21 protein-coding genes are annotated in these 19,670 nt (G+C 44.1%); 6 read left to right on the top strand and 15 right to left on the bottom strand.

Annotated features, from left to right (window positions below; genetic code table 11):
* Positions 1–166: 166 nt before the first annotated feature.
* From ACFQ21_RS10210 to ACFQ21_RS10190, 5 genes are all read right to left on the bottom strand, one after another.
* Positions 167–715: a hypothetical protein gene (locus tag ACFQ21_RS10210; RefSeq protein WP_377578585.1), complete on the bottom strand. Its 549-nt coding sequence runs from the start codon at positions 713–715 to the stop codon at positions 167–169.
* Between the two features lie 153 nt (positions 716–868).
* Positions 869–1,369 (bottom strand): hypothetical protein, encoded by a 501-nt coding sequence (locus ACFQ21_RS10205; protein ID WP_377578583.1) that lies wholly within the window; start codon positions 1,367–1,369, stop codon positions 869–871.
* Positions 1,370–1,419: 50 nt separating this feature from the next.
* On the bottom strand, positions 1,420–2,256 hold the full coding sequence (gene lgt, locus ACFQ21_RS10200; protein WP_377578581.1) for a prolipoprotein diacylglyceryl transferase: 837 nt from the start codon (positions 2,254–2,256) through the stop codon (positions 1,420–1,422).
* A 169-nt stretch (positions 2,257–2,425) separates the two neighbouring features.
* Positions 2,426–2,917 (bottom strand): SRPBCC family protein, encoded by a 492-nt coding sequence (locus ACFQ21_RS10195; RefSeq protein ID WP_377578579.1) that lies wholly within the window; start codon positions 2,915–2,917, stop codon positions 2,426–2,428.
* Positions 2,918–2,936: 19 nt separating this feature from the next.
* Positions 2,937–3,242 (bottom strand): ArsR/SmtB family transcription factor, encoded by a 306-nt coding sequence (locus ACFQ21_RS10190; RefSeq protein WP_377578577.1) that lies wholly within the window; start codon positions 3,240–3,242, stop codon positions 2,937–2,939.
* Positions 3,243–3,427: 185 nt separating this feature from the next.
* On the opposite strand from ACFQ21_RS10190, the gene ACFQ21_RS10185 reads away from it, so the two are divergent.
* Positions 3,428–4,453, top strand: coding sequence for a phosphotriesterase family protein (locus ACFQ21_RS10185; RefSeq protein WP_377578575.1), 1,026 nt, complete (start codon positions 3,428–3,430; stop codon positions 4,451–4,453).
* A 12-nt stretch (positions 4,454–4,465) separates the two neighbouring features.
* Here ACFQ21_RS10185 and ACFQ21_RS10180 read toward each other — a convergent pair whose 3' ends face one another.
* The 4 genes from ACFQ21_RS10180 to ACFQ21_RS10165 form a co-directional block, all read right to left on the bottom strand.
* Positions 4,466–4,933 carry a hypothetical protein gene (locus tag ACFQ21_RS10180; protein WP_377578573.1) on the bottom strand — a complete coding sequence of 156 codons (468 nt, stop codon included), beginning with the start codon at positions 4,931–4,933 and terminating at the stop codon, positions 4,466–4,468.
* Between the two features lie 32 nt (positions 4,934–4,965).
* Positions 4,966–7,614: an ABC transporter permease gene (locus tag ACFQ21_RS10175; protein WP_377578571.1), complete on the bottom strand. Its 2,649-nt coding sequence runs from the start codon at positions 7,612–7,614 to the stop codon at positions 4,966–4,968.
* Positions 7,611–7,940 carry a PadR family transcriptional regulator gene (locus tag ACFQ21_RS10170; protein ID WP_377578569.1) on the bottom strand — a complete coding sequence of 110 codons (330 nt, stop codon included), beginning with the start codon at positions 7,938–7,940 and terminating at the stop codon, positions 7,611–7,613. Before ACFQ21_RS10170 ends, ACFQ21_RS10175 begins: the two co-directional genes overlap by 4 nt.
* Positions 7,941–8,197: 257 nt before the next feature.
* Positions 8,198–8,782 carry a DinB family protein gene (locus ACFQ21_RS10165; RefSeq protein ID WP_377578567.1) on the bottom strand — a complete coding sequence of 195 codons (585 nt, stop codon included), beginning with the start codon at positions 8,780–8,782 and terminating at the stop codon, positions 8,198–8,200.
* A gap of 333 nt (positions 8,783–9,115) precedes the next feature.
* Here ACFQ21_RS10165 and ACFQ21_RS10160 point away from each other — a divergent pair, with 333 nt between their 5' ends.
* Positions 9,116–11,410: an ABC transporter permease gene (locus ACFQ21_RS10160; protein ID WP_377578565.1), complete on the top strand. Its 2,295-nt coding sequence runs from the start codon at positions 9,116–9,118 to the stop codon at positions 11,408–11,410.
* Between the two features lie 247 nt (positions 11,411–11,657).
* On the opposite strand, the gene ACFQ21_RS10155 is transcribed toward ACFQ21_RS10160, so the two are convergent.
* The 6 genes from ACFQ21_RS10155 to ACFQ21_RS10130 all read right to left on the bottom strand — a co-directional run bounded on the left by ACFQ21_RS10155 (position 11,658) and on the right by ACFQ21_RS10130 (position 16,921).
* A complete protein-coding gene (locus ACFQ21_RS10155; protein WP_377578563.1) occupies positions 11,658–12,104 on the bottom strand; it encodes a DUF1579 family protein in 447 nt (148 codons plus the stop codon).
* 48 nt (positions 12,105–12,152) lie between these two features.
* Positions 12,153–13,997: an Ig-like domain-containing protein gene (locus ACFQ21_RS10150; protein WP_377578561.1), complete on the bottom strand. Its 1,845-nt coding sequence runs from the start codon at positions 13,995–13,997 to the stop codon at positions 12,153–12,155.
* Between the two features lie 184 nt (positions 13,998–14,181).
* Positions 14,182–14,661, bottom strand: coding sequence for a VOC family protein (locus ACFQ21_RS10145; RefSeq protein ID WP_377578559.1), 480 nt, complete (start codon positions 14,659–14,661; stop codon positions 14,182–14,184).
* Between the two features lie 87 nt (positions 14,662–14,748).
* Positions 14,749–15,564, bottom strand: coding sequence for an AraC family transcriptional regulator (locus tag ACFQ21_RS10140; RefSeq protein ID WP_377578557.1), 816 nt, complete (start codon positions 15,562–15,564; stop codon positions 14,749–14,751).
* Positions 15,565–15,728: 164 nt separating this feature from the next.
* The gene (locus ACFQ21_RS10135; RefSeq protein ID WP_377578555.1) at positions 15,729–16,145 is read right to left on the bottom strand and encodes a DUF1801 domain-containing protein; all 417 of its coding nucleotides are present in this window, start codon (positions 16,143–16,145) and stop codon (positions 15,729–15,731) included.
* Positions 16,146–16,261: 116 nt separating this feature from the next.
* Complete coding sequence (locus tag ACFQ21_RS10130; protein WP_377578553.1) at positions 16,262–16,921, bottom strand: BON domain-containing protein; 660 nt, start codon at positions 16,919–16,921, stop codon at positions 16,262–16,264.
* A 199-nt stretch (positions 16,922–17,120) separates the two neighbouring features.
* Between ACFQ21_RS10130 and ACFQ21_RS10125 the strand changes: the two genes are divergently transcribed.
* The 4 genes from ACFQ21_RS10125 (at position 17,121) to ACFQ21_RS10110 (ending at position 19,644) form a co-directional block, all read left to right on the top strand.
* Positions 17,121–17,435 carry a c-type cytochrome gene (locus tag ACFQ21_RS10125; protein ID WP_377578551.1) on the top strand — a complete coding sequence of 105 codons (315 nt, stop codon included), beginning with the start codon at positions 17,121–17,123 and terminating at the stop codon, positions 17,433–17,435.
* Positions 17,436–17,488: 53 nt separating this feature from the next.
* Complete coding sequence (locus ACFQ21_RS10120) at positions 17,489–17,989, top strand: anthrone oxygenase family protein (protein ID WP_377578549.1); 501 nt, start codon at positions 17,489–17,491, stop codon at positions 17,987–17,989.
* Positions 17,990–18,072: 83 nt separating this feature from the next.
* Positions 18,073–18,696, top strand: a complete 624-nt coding sequence (locus ACFQ21_RS10115) for an NAD(P)-dependent oxidoreductase (protein ID WP_377578547.1) — start codon at positions 18,073–18,075, stop codon at positions 18,694–18,696.
* A 129-nt stretch (positions 18,697–18,825) separates the two neighbouring features.
* Positions 18,826–19,644, top strand: coding sequence for a DUF6597 domain-containing transcriptional factor (locus ACFQ21_RS10110; protein ID WP_377578545.1), 819 nt, complete (start codon positions 18,826–18,828; stop codon positions 19,642–19,644).
* The last annotated feature ends 26 nt before the right edge of the window (positions 19,645–19,670 follow it).

Here is a 19,670-nt window from a genome sequence, read left to right as displayed (position 1 = left end):
ACTATAAGCACACATATACTTACCGCACATTTTTATATCACGCTATTATTCTATACCAACCAGATCGCAGGTCAGTATAGAAACGCGGTAAATAAACATGGGAACAGCTATGCGTGCCTGTAGAACACGTAAAGTAAGGTCTAGGATGGAGACAGAACTCCTTTGGTTACAGCAAGGATTCCGGTGGTGGCGTTACGTTGTCATCTATAGCCTGCAACACAACGTAGGGTCTATTCGCTTGCAACAGAATAGCAACAACGGACTGCGGATGAATTTCAATTTCAGTTCTGTAGCCCGGTTCAAATTCTTTGATGAAGCCCTGCAGGAGTTTTAACGTTTTGGAAGATGCCGGTAATGCATGGGTAATTTTAACAAAGTCGGTGACAACGGTGTTTAAGTGCTTCTCCTCGCTATCGCGGAGACATACAATATAAAGTGTATCGTTGACATGCTTTTGTTTAATGAGTTTATAGAACTCACCCTGAAACTGAAAGCTGCCGTTGATGCGCTCATATTCGAAATTGGTATTTAGTTGATATGGAAGTGTAAATGGTATTTTCAGCGTAACTGTCTGGTTGTCGGTATAGTTACCGGCATCCAGCTTATGGCGCATATCGCTGCGAAGGTAATTGCGTGTAAGGTAAAACAGTCCATAGTAACCTATTCCATTGAACAGGAAAACAATTAGCATGAGTATAGCAAATATGCGTTTCACCACTTGAGTTACCTTAAGTACCGAAAAAAAACTGAACATTCAAGCGGTGAAGAAGCAATACTTTTTTGTCCTATGTCATTAATCGATCAGCTGGTAATAAAAATGGCAAGCACAAACGCGCTTGCCACTGGTGTAAAAAAGGACCGGATATAGTTACCTGGACACGCGGATATACTTTTCAATAATATACCGATCGATATCAGTTCCTTCAATTTTTTCCTGTCCCTGCTGAATGAGTGTATCATTTTGAATCTTTACTGTAAAATGAAAGTCGTGATTCTCCCACTCACGGAAGTTAAGAAACTCCAGGTGTTCGGTGTACGCGCCATCTTTATAATCGTATGTTCCCCCTCCTGCTACATATATAGCATTGGTTGAGTCTTTACCGCCATTCAGGTCGTGACGCAAAAAGGCAAAATGTGTTTTGTTGATGATCTTGATCATGCGCTGATTCTTCGCGGCCGGTGTGAATGTAGTGTCGCTCTTTTCGATCTTCGTTTCAGAGAGTAATTCCCAAGTACCTTCGATTGGCAATGTCTCCGGTTTTATTTCGGCTTTTGGCTGAGGTTTGTTACAGGCAATGGCAGCTATACCAATAAGTGTGATGCATGCAAGGTTTGTAATGCAGGTGTGCGACTTGGTTGTAGTGTTCATGATAGTTGTATTTGGGTTATATAGTTTAATCGTTGGTTTTGTGTGTTGTACTATAATTTTACTTCTTTCCTTCTATAGCCTATTATTAAAATAACAATTCCTAAGATGACGGCAGGAATACTGAGTAACTGCCCCATGTTGAGAAAGAGTTCGTTTTCGAAACCCGACTGATTATTCTTCAGGAATTCAATTAAAAAACGTGCTGTGAAGAGGACAATCAGCAGCACTGCAGTGATGGTGCCAACCGGTATAGTTGCACGTTTATATTTCCAAAGGTAAAATGTATAGGCAAACAACAAGAGATACACCAGCATCTCATATAATTGTGTGGGATGACGTGGTTCTAACGGAAGTAACGATGGATCAGTTTCGCGTTGAAAAATAAACGCCCACGGCAGCGATGTAGCTTCTCCGTAGATCTCGGAGTTCATCAGATTTCCAAAACGTATAAATGCACCGGTCAATGGTGCTACCACGGCGATGCGGTCGACCACCCAGAGGAATGACTGATCATCTTTTTGTCGGGAGTATAGATATATAGCTACCAATACAGCCATGGTACCGCCATGACTGGCAAGTCCTGAAAACGGAGGCGTTATGAGACTGATAAACCAGGTACCGGGTGCCTGAAGCAGCAGCTCCCATTCGTAAAATATATAGTGTCCGAGGCGCGCACCGATTATGGTACCGACAACAATATAGATAGTAAGCTTGTCGACATCTCCGGACGGCTTCAGATCCTTTCGGAAAATATAGTATAGAATCTGCTGAGCAATAAGAAACCCGGCAGCAAACAACACTCCATACCAGCGCAGAGGTAATTCGGTTCCATTAATGTTAAAAGTATATATATCCGGATTTACATTCCAGGCGATGTATGTGAGCATGGGGTAAGGTTAAAAAAATCAGGCATGGCATTATTGCCAGGTCGTGAAGATAGTTAAAAAGTGTCTAGGTGTTTACGCTGTTACGTGTTTATGTATTGGTGTGTGTGCGATGTGTGCACGTGTTCTATTTTGATAGCCCCAACACGTACACACATACACACCTAAACAACTAAACACGTATATTAAGCAGTTCCTCGAGGTTCTGATGTGCTGCGCTGAAGCCTTCTTCAAAGCCCATCTGTACGATCGTTTCGAGATCTTTTTGTGAATCAGCGGTAATATTAATTTCTACCACCGTGCCATTTGCCGATGGTTTGAATTGTACTTTCCAGTTCATGCCTGGCATATCCTTGTTTTCAACACCGTTCTCATCACAGAACGAATCTATACCTTCAAATAAATTTGGAGCCAATATTTTCTTATAATTCATGCGGGCATAGTGGCGTTCGCCTTCCGGTCCCTGCATATAGTATAACCAAGAGCCGCCTTCGCGGAAGTTCATACTTTTGGTAACAGCTTTCCACGGGAGTGGTGCCCACCATTGATCGAGTATCTCGTGCGTAGTCCATGCGCGCCATACGTCTTCGATGGTGCCTGCAAATTCGCGTGTAACAAGCATCTTGTTGTTCGCGAGATCTTTTTTAAATGTGGTTTTAAACATAACTGATTATTTTTTGGGTTTAGACTTTTTTTAACACCTGGTCCAATTGGCTAAAACGTTGTTCCCATAATTGCTGGAAAGATTCGAGCCAATCCACAACTTCCTTCATTCTTCTCGGATTGAAATGATAGTATATCTCCCTTCCGGTTTGTTGTTGTGTGAGTAACTGGCACTCGGTAAGAATCTTGATATGCTTTGACACAGCCTGCCTGCTGGAATCGAAATGTTCTGCCAAAGTATTCGGTGTCATAGGCTGTGTTGCAAGTCGTGTGAGGATTGCCCTTCGTGTGGGATCGGAAATGGCGTGAAATACATCTCGTCTCATGATTTTTAGAATATTATCTGCTACTGATTGGTTGCAAGTTAACGTGCAATCGATCGGTTGCGCAATTTTTGGTTCAAATATTTTTTTAAGAATAACATGTGGTGGAACGGATAAAAATTACAACAGCGCGAGCTTTACGCTTTGAGTTGTTAGGATAACGTTGAAACAGAGTATAATTTCAGGTTATGGACAGAGGAAGTTTTATACAACACAGTGTAATGCTTATGGGCTCGCTGGTATTCACACGTGGCCCAGCACAATCGCATAATACTATACCAGGTGTTTTAGGACCGGTCTCATTGTCTTCATTGGGTGTAACGTTGATTCACGAGCATACCATGGTTGATTTTATAGGCGCTTCGGAAACAGGTGTGCACCGCTATCATGCTGATGCGGTTGTTGAAACGGTATTACCTTATCTCATCGCGTTGAAGAAAGCCGGCTGCGCTACATTTGTTGATTGCACACCAGCATATATAGGTCGGGATGTAACGATACTGAAACGACTGGCGCAGGCAAGCGGATTAAATATTATTACGAACACGGGCTACTATGGTGCGGCCAAGGAAAAATATTTACCGGCACACGCCTATACAGAAACGGCTGAACAGCTGGCAACACGTTGGGTGGGTGAGTTTCGTAAAGGTATTGATGGAACAGGTATATATCCAGGGTTTATCAAGACGGGTGTCGATGCAGGACCTCTCACTCCTGTATGTGAAAAACTCTTGGAAGCAGCGGCACTTGCTCATTTGCAAACAGGATTGACTATCTCTGCTCATACCGGTAATGGAGAAGCGGCATTACAGGAATTGACTATACTTCAGAAGGCAGGCGTATCACCGGATGCATTTCGTTGGGTGCATGCGCAGAATGAAAAAGACAAGCAACTTCATCTGCAGGCAGCTCGCATGGGCGCATGGATCGAGTTTGATGGTATAAACGGATCTGATCCTACAGGTTTACAGCAGCATGTGGACTTTGTTGTTTCCATGAAAGAACACAATCTCCTTAACAAAGTTTTAATCTCACACGATGCAGGTTGGTATCATGTAGGTGAACCTGATGGTGGTACGTTTCGCAGCTATACTGCGCTCTTCGAAACGTTTATTCCCGCTTTGAAAAGGGAAGGCTTCACCGATCGTGATATCAGGCAATTGCTGGTTGATAATCCAAGGAAGAGTCTTATTATACGCGTTCGGGAATTATAGTGGTGATATAGTTCAGCGAGTTACATTGTACTGAAAGCGATACTCATAAGTTCTGAATATATTGTCGTGATCCGTTGTTAATATCGTGATGACGGGAAACTCTTTTAAACCAGTTTCTATAGGTCGGAAGCCAATAAAGATCGTATCATTCTTTACCAAAAGTTGCTCGGTGCATCCTCTTACTTTATGAGTTATCGTATCAACTGCCGGTGTTTGTACGGACTGACATTTATAGAATGCATCAGTAATTTTTAAGGACGAATCAGCAATGAAAATTTTTGCAAGAAATTCGTTTCCCACTGAAGCCGAATCAGGAGATATTTTTTTTATGACAGGAGCCTGACGTTTAGATCCATCTCTATTGAATTCATTCAACGTCAGTAATTGCTCCTGCCCTTCATACTTGGCAGCATCAATAAATTTGTCTGAGGTACATGATAACACCAGACAAATCATCAAACCCAATGTCGATCTCTTCATGGTCACCAAATATATACTTATTAATGATAATTCTATTCCGACCTCAACACCTTTGCCGGATTGGTTATAGCGCCCTTGAAAACCTGTATACTTACCGTTAACAGGGCAATGAGTGTAAGTACCACCACCGGTAAAAGGAACAGATCCAACCCCAGGCCTATACGAAATGCAAAACTGTGCAGCCACGTATCGCTTCCGTACCACACTACCGGCAATGCAATAACTGCGGCAATAAGCACCAGTCTCATAAACTGTCCTGATAAAAGAATAACAATGCTGCTGACAGATGCTCCCAGTACTTTACGCACACCAATCTCCTTGAGGCGCTGGGCCGTTGTAAAGGAGGCCAGTCCCCAAAGTCCAAGACATGATATCGCTACGGCAAGACTTGCAAACATACCAAAGATGTTGCCGAACTGCTGGTCGCTTTTATATTGCGCATTGAAGCTGTCATCAAGAAAAGTATATTCGAAGGGTTCACCGGGAATCAGTTCTTTATATAGTTTGCCAATGGCATCAACCGCAGCCGGTATATTTTGAGCCTGCAGATGAATGGAAATTTTCGGAGGTATAATCGTATCCGCGCGGAAGAGAAACGGTACGTAGTCTGTTTTGAGCGAGCTCCAGTTGTAGTTCTTCAGTATACCGATGATCGTTGCTGTGTCCTCTCCCATTACCAGTTGCTCATGCAGTGCCTGTTCGGCCGTGCCCAGATTATACGCATCCAGCGATGCTTCGTTGATGATGACACCTTCCATATCAGACCTGATGGAGGAATCGAAATTCTTACCAGCCACAAATGGAATATTATAGGTAGGTATAAAATCAGGATCAACCCATACTACACTGCCAAGTTTATTCTCGGTAACCGCAGCACCACTCTTGCGTACATCCGCGCCCCAGTTGTGTCCGCCACCAGGTATCGCTCCGGACGTTGCCACTTCCTTTACTCCATTAATTTTCAAAGCTTCTTCTTTAAATATAGCAAGCTTCTGTTGTGCAACCTTCCATTTGATAGTGCCTGGGCCGGCCACCACCAGCATCTGGTCCATCTGTAAACCTTTATCCTGTGCTTGCATGAAGTGAATCTGTCGGTATACCACGAGTGTGCCTGCAATCAGAATCAGTGATGCTACGAATTGAAATACTACCAGCGCCTTGCGCAAGGAAAAACCACGGCGATCGCTTTGTCCTTTCATAACTTTAGTGATTTTGAAAGACGACAACACCAGGGCCGGATATATACCCGAGGCAAATGTACCAATGAAGAATAAGCCTGCGAGCACAAACCACAACCGTATATCGGCAAAGTTAAAGGCAAGCTCATGACCTGTGATATTGCTGAGTGATGGTAACAATAAAACGGCAAGGCTTACCGCCAGCACTATACCGATAAAATTGATAACTACCGACTCGCATAAGAACTGTACAATGAGTTCGCTGCGAAACGCACCGATTGCCTTTTTTATGCCCACTTCGCGTGCACGCTCCATAGCACGTGCCGTAGATAAATTGATATAGTTGATCCAGGCAATGAATAGTATAAATCCTGCAATCACACCAAAGAAATATATGGTGCCGGGGTTCACAGTTTCAACATTCACACGAAGACCAGGTTGCAGGTGTATATTTTGCAGCGGTTGCAGCTTTAGCTCCATGCGTCCATTGATGTCTTTCCACTTGGGGTCAAGCCTGCGTTGACAGAAGTCTGGTAGCTTTTGTTCAGCACGTTGAACGCTCGCTCCTTCATTCAGTTGTATATAGGTTGTAAAGTTATTCCAGCCCCAGCCATCGTCCTGCTGGTATTGTTTGGTTAAAAAGATATTGTGCATCGGCACGAGTATATCAAATCCAAAATGCGAATTGCCTGGTATATCTTCCATTACCGCGGTAATGCTATAGTCACCATTCATGCGGCCGCCCGAAAGTGTCACCGTCTTTCCCAGGGGATTTTCACTGCCAAAATATTTTCGCGCTGCAGTCTGTGTCAGCACCATGCTGTTGGGATCATTGAGTGCGCTTGGCAAATTACCGGCCAACGATTTGAATGTGAACGCTTGAAAGAATGTAGAGTCTGCTATCAATAGCTTGTTTTCGTGAAATGCTTTAGCTTCGCCCGCCTCCGGTTGATATTGCAGTACAGCTTCTTCTTCGTGTGTGCGGATATAGTGTTTCACTTCGGGTAGATCGGTTTCGAGTGCCGGACCTAATCCATACGTTGTCATTACATGTGGTATCTTTCGCTCACCGTTCTGGATCAGCGTCCGGTTGATGCGGTATAGATCAGAAGCATGCGTATGAAAATTATCATAGCTGGTTTCGAAATCTATATAGTTTAGTATGATGAGACAGGTACATACACCCAACGCCAGGCCGGTGATGTTGATGATCGAAAATGCCGTACGCTTCCGAAGATTTCGGAACGCAAGCTTGATGTAGTTTTGAATCATTGTCATGGATAATGCGGTATAAGATGATGGTCGTGATTGAAATACTTTCATATACTCCGGCCGCAGGTAACAGATAACATTACCGGCAAACTTCCAGCGTGCTGCTGCAGGTGAATGACGGTGTTGTTTCTCGAAGAGCTCGACCAGGTCGCCTTCAACTTCATCGAGATAATCTTCGCGGCAGAACCAACGCAGGAAATTCAGAACAGGTCTGGGAGGTCTTGCTTTCATCGGCCGAATGATATTTTAGGTATGAGACTATATAGACTGGTGCGCAGCTCGTACTGCTGATCGAGCACCTTCTTGCCAAAGGCGGTAATCACATAAAACTTTTTGCGTCTGCCGCCCCGCTCTTCGGTTATACCACCGTAGTGCGACTTGATGAATCCTTTTTCCTCCATCCGTTTAAGCGCAACATGTATAGCACTGATGTTAAATGTCTTATTGGTCTTTTCCTCCAGTGCCTCCAGAATGGCAACACCATACGCTTCGTCATGAAGCGCGGCTACCATGAGCAATACGAGTTCTTCAAATTCACCGAGTGAATGTTCTTTCATAATATTTACTTAACAAACGAGAAGACATGAGATATTATTTTCACATTTGTTAAGTAAATACTGCAACTTTTAAGAAACGTTACGCGCTAAAATGATTTATTTTTTATTCTGTTGTTATAAACAGAATATGAGGGACTTAGCCCTTGATAGTTACGGAAGATCAATGCTACGATCAGCGGTTATGTAAAATTTGTATTTGCATGGATTTCGCGATAACGGTTGGTGGTAACAGTCTTATATATAGTTTGAAATTCTGCCTAGGCATCGCAGGCAACCGAAGGTGCCGTATACTCCTGTCCTATCCTTTTAAGCTGGTGTATATGCCGCTGGGCATGAAGTGCCAGGAAATACAAGTATTGATATACATCCAGCTTGCCGAGATTGTTTACAGACATGGTGGTATGATGCAATGTACCTTCGCCATCCGGCAGGAGTTCCAGTATAATCAGGCACTGTTCAAGCTGGTCGCGTAGCGTACGTCTTACTTCGCACAAAGGCTTTTCTCCTGTAGGCTGGTGATGTTCCGGGCGCTGCCATGCAAAAACATCAGGCTGTGCAATGTCCAGCAAGGCCTGGTTGCTAAGCGTATAGGATGCAGGGATAGCCAATGGCTCCGTCAGTTCATGCTTTCTGCGCAATGCCTTTTCCGTTCCCTTCTCAATAACTATAAGGAGATAATGATTGGTAAGCGTAATGTGTTCAAGCACCTCGCTGGCGGTCCAGCCTCCTGAAGCGGGCCGGTACTGCAACAATGCAGGGTCGCGGTCGAACCACTCATCCACCACCGCCAGCGTGCGGATGAGTTCGCGTTTAAGATTTATAAGTATATATTCAAGTGTCATGGTTTTCAGAGATCAAGGGTAAATAAAAAAGCCCAGGCGTTTGGCCCGGGCTTCTATATATTGTAGAGACGTTATCTTTCATTGTCCAAACATCTTTACTTCCCGGGTACGCATTTTTTTACGCTTCATATCATTCTGAAGCGGGCAAATGACTGCGATATGGAATGCTGATGTATTCATGACGAAACAAAAGTAACAGGATTTTTGATAACTGCATATGGATTGTCCTATATTTTTTTCAGATCCTGTATAAATCCGAAATCAGTTTAGCCTCGTACTGTGTAGAATTTACAGTTATAAATCTGTATATTCGATTTACAACGTCACCACTGTATGCTGTATCACATGCGACTGGCGCTTCGTCATTTATTGAAGCGTAAACTTTATAGTGTTGTTATCATCGCCAGCCTGGCACTTGGCTTTGCCTGCACCAACTTCCTGATAACATTTGTGATCTCGGAAACGCAGACGGATAATTTTCATCCGTATAGTAATAACACCTATCAGCTCTTCAGCAACGATCCGTTCGGAGATAACGGGCAGATCGCCTATATACCGGCTTCAACCCGTGATTATATAGGACAGAATTTTGCCGAAGCAAAAACTATATGTCAGGTCGGGATACTGAACAACGCTGAGTTTGTCACTGCAAATGGCAGCTTTCGGGATGTTACCGCTATCAATGTAGATGACCCATTTTTCTCTGTCTTCAATTTTCCTCTGCGTGCCGGCTCATCAGCGCATGCCTTGGGTAGTGACAAGATCGTGATCAGCAAAGCGAAAGCTCAGGCCTGGTTTAGCACTGAAGATGTACTCGATAAACTTATCACGCTTGAGGTTGGTGATACATCGCGTGTGTTAAAAATTGCGGGTATACTTGATGATGCTCCAGGCAATAGCCATTTGCATTTCGATGTTGTTATGCATCATTCTGTATTGAGTAACCTATGGGGTGGCGGTGCTAGCTATATCGTTATGCCGGCGGGTAGTCATACCGATAGCTTTGTCGCGAAGATCAATAAAGACAGTAATTGTCCCGGACTGCTTGGTCCCGGAAGTATGCGATACTCGATGGCACCGTTGCAGGATTCTTATTTCAATGCCACGAACAAGATGCCCTTCATGCGGACACGCTCGCAAAGTTTTGTCACGATAACAGCATTAGTATGCGGACTCATTATGATCATGTCGAGTTTCAATTTTATAAATCTGCTGTTACTTTCGATTCAGGCCAGAGCGAAAGAAGCCGGGGTTAAAAAGACACTGGGTATATCTGTCCTGCAAATGTTGAACGGAGCTCTCGCTGAAATATTCCTCTATGTGTCGAGTGCTTTTGTATTCGCATTGCTTCTCCTGTGGACGGGCCTTCCCTATTTCAATACGATACTGGAGACTTCATTATCATGGTCTCATTTTACACGTCTTGAAATTTTACTCACGGCTGCGCTGGTTGTAACGATACTGGGAGTTATTGCCGTGATATGGTCTGCTATACATCAGTGGCGTATACCTTCGGTGCGCTTAATGAAGAACGCCCGTGTGCAGGTATCATTCAATAAGACATTGTTCACACTTCAGTTTGTCATCTCCATTACGCTCGCCATATGCGCTACTACCATTATCCGGCAAATGAACTTCCTGGAGAATGAACCGCTGGGATTCAACCGGAATATCATCCTGCTAAGTACGCCTGGCAAGCATGATGCCGTGACACCTGCTGTATTGAAACAACAACTTTTACAAATACCCGGTATACAACAGGTGGCACTTTGCAACGGGCATCCTATATCGGGCAATTCAATAGTTCGGTACGACCTGGAGGATGACAAGTTTTATACTCCGTATTTATTCAGTGGCGATGAAGACTATATCCGCACGCTGGATCTGACATTGACAGAAGGTAAACTTCCTGCCGCAGGCTCAACGGATAAATTGGTAAATCAAAAGTTGGTGAAATACTTTAACCTGAAGCAACCGGTTGGTGAATTGATCCCCGGCACAAAGGATCGTATCAGCGGTGTAGTTAAGGATTTTACCTGTGTCTCATTCAAGGAAGAAATACCGCCAGCGATTATAGCTACGGTGGCTACAGCACCTAAACTTGTGGTCGACTTCAGCGGCTCTGATTGGACAACGTTAATCCCCCGCATCGAAGCAATCTGGAAGACTATATATCCGGCAGATGTATTCTCCTACCGGCTCATCCAGGAAGACTTGTTGCAAAAGTATAAAGCTGATATATTCTTTTATAAGACTATTGTCAGTTTTTCTGCGATCAGCATGCTGATATCGTGCTTCGGACTTTTTGCTTTGTCATGGGCAGTAGCTTCTGGTAAAACAAAAGAGATTGGTATACGCAAGGTATTGGGTGCCCGCACAGAGGATATCCTGCAATTACTTACCGTTACGTTTGTAACACGAATTGCTGCAGCATTTATACTCGCAGCTCCGGTAGCATACTACCTGATGCAAGGGTGGCTTGAAAACTTCGTCTACAGGATATCGCTCAGTATAATGTTATTTGTTATTACAGCTGCACTTGTATTAGTGATAGCGATTATTACATTAAGCTTTCAAACAATAAAAGCTGCACTTACTAACCCCGTAGAGGAGTTGAAGAGTGAATGACGTTGCTAATAATGTTGCAACTAGTAATGGCACTTCGAGCGGACGCTTTCTCCAAACTTGCCGCGGGAATCCCCCTTGTTGGAAGGAACTTTATCGTTTATATTAAGTCCGTAGCTATATAGCTATAGCAAGCGCTTCGATTAGATATTGCCGACTACAGCGCATCACTCTGAAGTAGATTGTGATGTTGAGGTTTCTCGCGGAACACACGCACTTCATAGCAAAATCAGCTCGCTCGAAATGACGGTTATACGGATTGGTTTCTGGCCAGCTTTATGTCCATGAGGTGGACCCAATTTCCCGTTTCATTTTTCTGTTCCCAGATGCCGGAAAATATCGTATCGTTGGCGCTAAAGCCTCCGTTGAAACGAAGTGTTTCTCCTGTGAACATCCATATATTGTTGATTAAAGTAGCGGTCATGAAACCGGAATCGCCCAGACTGTTATAGTGTTGCATGGTATATATTTCTTTGACGCGATCATACCCGATGATTTCGTGCGTCTGACTTTTCTCTTTTCCGATATATACATCTGCCTCGTGCAGCAGGAAGTATCCGCCCGGCAGCCATTCGTAGCGGTCTATTCCGTTTATATCAACGGAAGGTGTCATACTGGTGGCTATAATTTTACCGGTTGTGTTCCAGAGTCCTACAAACCGGTTTAGTTGCTCGTACTCAATTCCTTTCACGTTCATTCTGTGTGCTATATTTCGTCAACAGCAGCTATGGTATATTTATATACCTTACCGGAGAATGGTTACAATTCCTTTATAGTTGGTTCCGATATAGGTAAGGTTCAGGTCGATGGTATAGTAATACGTATCCGGAGGGAGTAATTCTCCATTGTACCTTCCATCCCACTCCTTGTCGAAGCCAACGGTCTCAAACACCAGCGAGCCGCGTTTATTATATACCCGTATAATCGTTTTGTCAAAACGCTCAGCCTGTTTCAGCGGTTTTATGCGCCAGGTATCATTGGCTGCATCGTTGTTCGGTGTAAAGGCATTCGGTATATCAAAGCCTATATCTTCCATCAGGGTAATCTTGCGTTCGTATAACGTACTGAATACTTTGCCATCGTTCAGACGAATGGTGAGTGTTTTAGCTGCCAGCATCGGATCATCAACATTGCCATAGTAATACTGTACCGAGCGAATGGCACTCCGGTATTCTGCCAGCGATGCCGTTCCGATAAGTGAAAGTACTCCTTTGGCTGAATCGTATACCCCACGAATGGTGGAAGTGTTTTTAAATATGAGCTGATCTGCCCCGCTCTCGTAAGCCTCCGGAAGAAAACCGATTTCAGCTAATGCAAGCGTATTGTCGTCTCCATCTTTGATGTCAAGACTTTTGCTGACGGAGACAGGATCATTGGTAACCGTATAGATGAGTGCATCCGTTTCGAGATCAACAATTTCAGGAGCATTGTTAATGGGTTTCACCGTTATACTCAATGTATAGGGCTTGCTGGTTTTGCTGCCATTGCTCACCGTTACACTTACGCTTAACGTGCCGGTAAAGGTTGCCGAAGGTGTTACCTGCTGATTGGAGGCTGTATAGTTTTCGCCTTGCAATACCTGTAATGTAAATCCGCCGGGATATTTATTATCCGGATCGTTCACAACCAGATCCGATAATTGCAAAGTAATGGACTGTCCTTCGTTCATCTCCAGGGACTTCTGTCCAATGATCAGCAACTCATCCGTGACACTGATCTGCACATTGAAGGGAGCACTGCTGGCCTTGCCGTCATTAACAGTAACCGGTACAGAGAGTGTTCCCACAAAGTTCTGCGCTGGTGTAACCGTTGTTCCGGATACAGTATAATTACTGCCGGAAGAAACGGCCAATGTAAAACCTGTAGGATATGTATTATCAGGATCGGTAACCTTCAAATGAGACAGTTGTATCGTGATTGCTTTGTTCTTCGCTGTACTCAATGCAGTCTGTCCGGTAATTACAGGGGCTTTATTGCCGGGCGCTACGGTTATCTTTAAGCTATAGGCATTGCTGGAGAGTGAACCATCGTTCACGGTGACATTGACAGCAAGTGTACCGGTAAATCCTGCGACTGGTGTAACCGAGGTACCGCTCACGGTATAGTTTGAACCGGAAGCTATACTTAATGTAAAACCTGTTGGATATGCATTGTCCGGATCGGACACGGTGAGATGCGTAAGTTGAATCGCGATCGCCTTGCTCTCCAAAGTCTGCAAAGCTACTTGGCCGGTTATTACCGGGGGATCGTTGACAGGATTTACCGTTATCCTGAAATTATATTTATCGCTCTCATGCTTGCCATCGTTCACCGTTACCGGAACCGTGAGTATACCGTTGAAGTTGGCGTTGGGTGTAACTGTTGAACCCGATACAGTATAATTTTCGCCCGGATATACTGTCAGCGAGAAACCCCACGGATAGAACAGATCATCGCGATCCGTAACATCCAGATCGGTGAGCTTAATAGTTACCGACTGCTCTTCATTTGTACTTACCGGATCCTGGCCTGTGATAACAGGTTTTTTACCCTGTCCCCAAACAGAAGTTACCAGCAACGAAAGAAATAGAAATACGTAGATATAGCGCATACACTTTTCACAGTGTAAAAAATTATACCCACAGTGTTTAAACAAGCAAGCGCGAAGGAGACGAGTTTCTTTGTGGTGATGACTTGATGATCGCGGGTAAAATGCCACACTTTGAAAACACAAAGAGACCGTCATACTAAAAATTAGTAGTGCCTCTTCGTGTTTTCTTAATAACTTGAATTAGTCAGTTAGTTGTTTGCGGAGTGTATTTAACAATATCGATGCCTACACCGTTAGGATCCTGAATCGCGAAATGACGATCGCCCCAGGGTTCATCGCGCAATTCAATACTGATCGCTACTCCTCTCTGTTTCATCTCCTTATATAGTTTATCGACATCATCCACTTCGATGGTAAGATATACTCCGTGTCCGGGAAAGGCTTTTTGAAACAAAGGTTGTTGCGTGGGATGATCGGGCAAGAGAAAGCTGATCTCTGCCTGTTTGTTCGGACTGTGCAACAGGAGATAAAACTCATTTTCAAATGTTACACCAAATCCCAGGTGTTGCGTATAAAAAGCTTTGCTCTCGGCCAGTTTAGCCGTTACGATGCCTGCATTCATTTTCATTTTGATCGTGTTTGATGTTGCTGATTTTATTTGTGAATATGCGCTCATGACGGAAACGGTGATGAGCATACATGCCGTTAATGTGATCTGTCTCATACGTGATATAGTTTATATGAAACAAAATTACCGGGCAGGCCACCCGGTATCCTTGTAAAAAACGGACATAATCGTTTCAACCTGAAATCACTCGGGAAAGGCTTGTGCCGGTGTAATGCCGTAGAAGCTCTTGAACTCTTTTATAAAATGTGCCTGATCGTAATATCCGCTATCAAAAAACAACTTGTTCTGTCGCAGGCTCTGTACCGATGGCTTGGCGTGAAGTATGTTTTGAAATCGCACAATCTTGCTGAAAGTCTTGGCCGAATCTCCGATGTAAAATTCAAACAGACGTCTTAACTGCCTGGGACTTATACCCGTATCGAGTTCTGTCTCGATGTTGAGTACACCGCGCTTTTGCAGGATAATGTGAATGGCATTATACAATCGGTTGTCGGTGGTTATTGTTGCTTTTGAAAGATGGTTCAGAAAATATTGATCCAGCACAACGTTCAGGCTATGCGTTGACTGCAAGGGCTGAAAGGTATTGGTGATGAAGGCTGAGATACCGGGCAATACATCGCGCAGTGGCTCTACACGATTACTGAATTCAGCGGCATCCATCCGGAAGAGATGTGGCAGCATAGCGGGCAGAAAACGAACACCGATATAGTGGAATGATTTACCAATGGGAAACTCCGTGTAGTTTTTGGAGAATCCCATGATATAGTTTTCCTGGGGATTGTCCAATTCAAAGAATATATCCATACAGCCATCGGCCACCACGCGGTATATATAAGGCGCGTCCAGCATTTCAGTGGTATTCAATTCCCAATAACAATAGATAAAGTTTCGGAGCCCGGCATCGGGTAAGAATTCACGATAGGCAACCTGTGAAGTGGCCTGTTTCACCGATGGCTGAACCGGTGCGTACAGTAGTCGTATGGAGTTAGTGAGTTTCAATCTGTGCTGGTGTACGTTATCCGTTAATCATTATCCGAAAATCCAGAATCATTGAAAATATATACTTTGTGAGCCTTTTGTATCTTTGTGCAATGGATTTGGGATCGTTAGTCGTTAATCCGATAGCTGTTATTCATAAAGACTGTACAAATAACGGTTAACGATTAACCATACGTATTCCGAAGATATTTTACAGAATGCTCAACCATCTTCTCAAGTACTTTTACATCCACATCGGCAAGGTGCTTGATATACAGGCAGCCTTTTCCCGCCTTATGTTTTCCGAGTTTACGCTGCAGGTCGGTCTGTTCCGCAAATCCAGGCATTATATATACGGTGATATTTTGTTTACGCGGAGAGAATCCCGTTAAACACGAATCGCCTTCGTGGCCGCTGTCATATTTATAGTGATACTGTCCAAAGCCTACAATGGATGGTCCCCACATTTTAGGTTTTGCTCCGGTTACTTTCTTCATTAGTTTAACAAGTGCAGCGCAATCATCGCGGACACTTTCATCTGCAATGTTGTCCAAAAAGCTATCGACAGATTGCTCAGTAGGTTTAGTTTTCTGTTCAGCCATGGAATCCGGGGTAGAATTGATACAACAAGTATACATATTCCGAATGAGACTCATAATGCCGGGACAAAGAATTCTGTTCCCCTTTCCACCAACGTGCTATACTTTCCCCTGAAGCATCAATGATTCCGCACGTTAACAATCTGTCCACCGGAGTGACGTGTGTGAAGCCTGTTCTCGAGGTGTTTTACTCCGGATACGGATTCTGCTATATCTTCTACTCTTCGCTTCACGTTACGATCATCCACCTGTCCACTTAAGATTACTTCGCCATCCTGCACGGATACTTCTATACCGGAGGCATCTACGTATGGATCTTCCAGCAACAGATCATTTATATCTTCCAGTATTCTGAAGTCTGATCGTTTATAGGATCGTGGACCTTTTCCCTTGTGAAGTCCTTTTGTTTTATCCTCGCGCAGCCACGGGGCCATTCCACGACTGCGTGCGGCCTGCTCTACCTCCGGCCATTGTTCGATAGGCAACCGGTTATAGCTATCGCGATAGCCGGCATCCTGTTCATAGTCGCGGCCGGGGCGCGCGTTGGTTAATCCGCCATAGTAACTTCCGTAATATCCATCGCCACTATAATTTTCATATTTACCTGTGTTCCGGTCATCATACCGCGGAAAAGTTTGCCCGGGCTCACCGAGGTCGTTGCGGCTGTTGCTCAATGCTTCATTGTGACGATAATAACCATCATAACGACCATCATCCATTCGGCCATGCTTGTGTTGTGATGTGTGCGGAAAATTTCTTCCTTCCATTTTGTTGCCCATAGTAAATCACGTTTATCAGATACGACATCAAATTCTATTTTGACAGAAGTATAAAAATGATGCCTGCGATAAAATTGAATGCCATTGTTTCCCCTGCAGGATACTTGATTTTTTGTTTGAGCAACCCGATTAAAAGTCTGTCGGTTTTGTTCTATTTTCAATATGCGGGCTGCCGTAATGTTGTTGAAAAATTTAAACTATGGCACCCCGAACATTTCCATTGATTGCTACGCTGATTGTTTGCCTGACGGCAGCGGCCTTTCGCAGTACTGATCATGCCTCATCGGATGGTCAATTGTTATACGAACAACATTGCATGCGCTGCCATGGTAAAGATGGTACCAAAGGTTTTCTCGGAGCGAAAAACCTTCAGTTGAGTGCACTGACAGACGCAGCGATCATTCAACAGATTCTAAAAGGAAAAGGGTTTATGCCTCCGTTTCGGAAAAAACTTACGGCAAATGAGATCTCGGAGGTCATGCTGTATATAAAAAGTCTCCGGGTAAAAGAATAACGAATCGATTATATATGTATATCAACCAACAACACAGTAAAGTAACTCGATCTATGATAACTCCAGCAAACCTTGTATTAATCCTCACAGCTACCGTTACGGCTCTTATAGCGGGTCTTTTCTTTGCGTGGTCCTGTTCGGTCACGCCTGGCCTCGCGCGCATTCCGGATACGATGTATATCGCAGCCATGCAGGCTATGAACCGCGCTATATTGAATCCCGTATTTCTGATCTGCTTTGCAGGCAACGTAGCATTGTTGCCACTCAGCGCCTGGCTGTTTTATTCAACGCCTGTATCCACGCGATTTATATTGTTAGCAGCGGCCGCGGTTGTTTACCTGGCGGGTGTGTTTGCTGTCACTATATTTGGCAATGTACCGCTGAATGAATCACTGGATGCTTTTGCCCTTCATACAGCAACGCCCGGTGAAATCGCTGCACAACGCCTTGCTTTCGAGAAACCCTGGAATACACTCAACATGATTCGCACGGTGGCGTCTACCGTATCCGTTGTGCTGGTAATTATAGCATGTATGTCGAAACCAGCGGAATAATTTTCAGAATCGATATATGCTGTCGGTTTTGTTCTATTCTGAAAAAAGGACGGCACCTAGGTTTGATAAAAAATTGAATCACTATGAAGATTATTATTTTCGGATCTACAGGAAGTATAGGTATCCACCTTGTAAAACAGGCGCTTGATGCAGGACACACTGTCGCTGCATTTGTGCGCGATCCTGCCAAACTACAAATCAAACATCCCAACCTTCATTCTGCACAGGGCGATCTTATGGATGCTGCCTCCGTTGTAAAAGCTGTCAAGGGACATGATGCGGTGTTGTGCGCCATCGGATCGGGCCGCAAAGGAAATGTGCGCTCACAAGGAACGTTGCATGTTATCCAGGCTATGGAGCAAACCGGTGTGAAGCGTTTGATCTGTGAGACAACACTGGGCGCTGGCGATAGCCGCGGTAACCTGAATTTTTTCTGGAAGTATATTATGTTCGGCATGTTTCTTCGTGAAGCGTATGCTGATCACGAAAAACAGGAGGCCTATATTATGCGAAGTAATCTCGATTGGACTATTGTTCGACCTGCTGCTTTTACAGATGGACCACACACGGGAGTATATCATCACGGGTTTTCAGCGACTGCTAAAGATGTTACGCTGAAAATAGCGCGCGCGGATGTTGCTGATTTTATGTTAAAACAATTAAACGATAGCCGCTATCTCCGAAAAGCGCCTGGCTTGTCGTACTGAATTTACGGGCATGTCACTGGTATATTTGCCTGAAAGAAGACATCTTGCATAAACCTTGCTTTTCTGTAATGGACTTGAATACAATTCGTCCTTTTATCCGTTACAGGGAAGCAAAAGGCATGCAGGAAGATGCAATACCATCAGATACAACCCCCAGGCTATATCAAGAATTATATCCGGTATTTCTGGACACTGGAAAGCACGTGCGACAGCACGGTACCGAAGACATTCGGTCCGGTGGCGGATGGCTGCCCGGGATTTATTTTCCAACAGGCGGAGAAAGGAAATTTTTATGACGAGATAAAAGAAGATCTCCCCGCGTTGTTTTTATATGGACAAACTACACGTCCGCGCGAGATACGTACCGGTGGAGAATTTCAGGCCTTGGGTGCGAGCTTTTATCCCAATGCATTGAAGTTGATCTTTGGTTTTAATGCGAACGAGTTAACGGATACCTGCATTGATCTTAATGCACTATCGGAAGAGCATGGCGTTCCGTTGTCGAATAAATTACTCAGTGCATCTTCGGTACACGACCAGGTAGAGATACTTTCTTCCTTTTTATTTCTTCAGATACAAAAGAACAATGTACAAACCGATAAGGCCATACAATTTGTGATCAGCGAGATTATTGCATCGCACGGCAGTGTTTCATTACGCGATCTTCAGCAGCGCCTTCAGATATCTGAACGTAGCCTTGAGCGGAAGTTCAACCAGAGTGTAGGTATAAGTCCTAAATTGTTTGCTCGCATCTGTCGCTTTCAGGCATCGCTCCATCAATTGAGAAATAACAAGTATACCAAACTATCGGATATAGCGTTCGAGAATGGTTATGCTGATCAGTCTCATTTTATTCGCGCCTTCCAGGAGTTTGCCGGTTTCTCTCCCAATCAATATCAAAAGCAATCGCTCGAAGTGGTTGCTAATTTTCCGCAGCTTATCAGGTAAGCAATAAAAAATTATTCTTGCTTCAG

Origin of the sequence: Ohtaekwangia kribbensis (assembly GCF_042676245.1) — a bacterium.
Taxonomy (GTDB): domain Bacteria; phylum Bacteroidota; class Bacteroidia; order Cytophagales; family Cyclobacteriaceae; genus Ohtaekwangia; species Ohtaekwangia kribbensis.
Note: the sequence above shows the minus strand (reverse complement) of the source record. Positions and strands in the feature narration are given on the sequence as shown.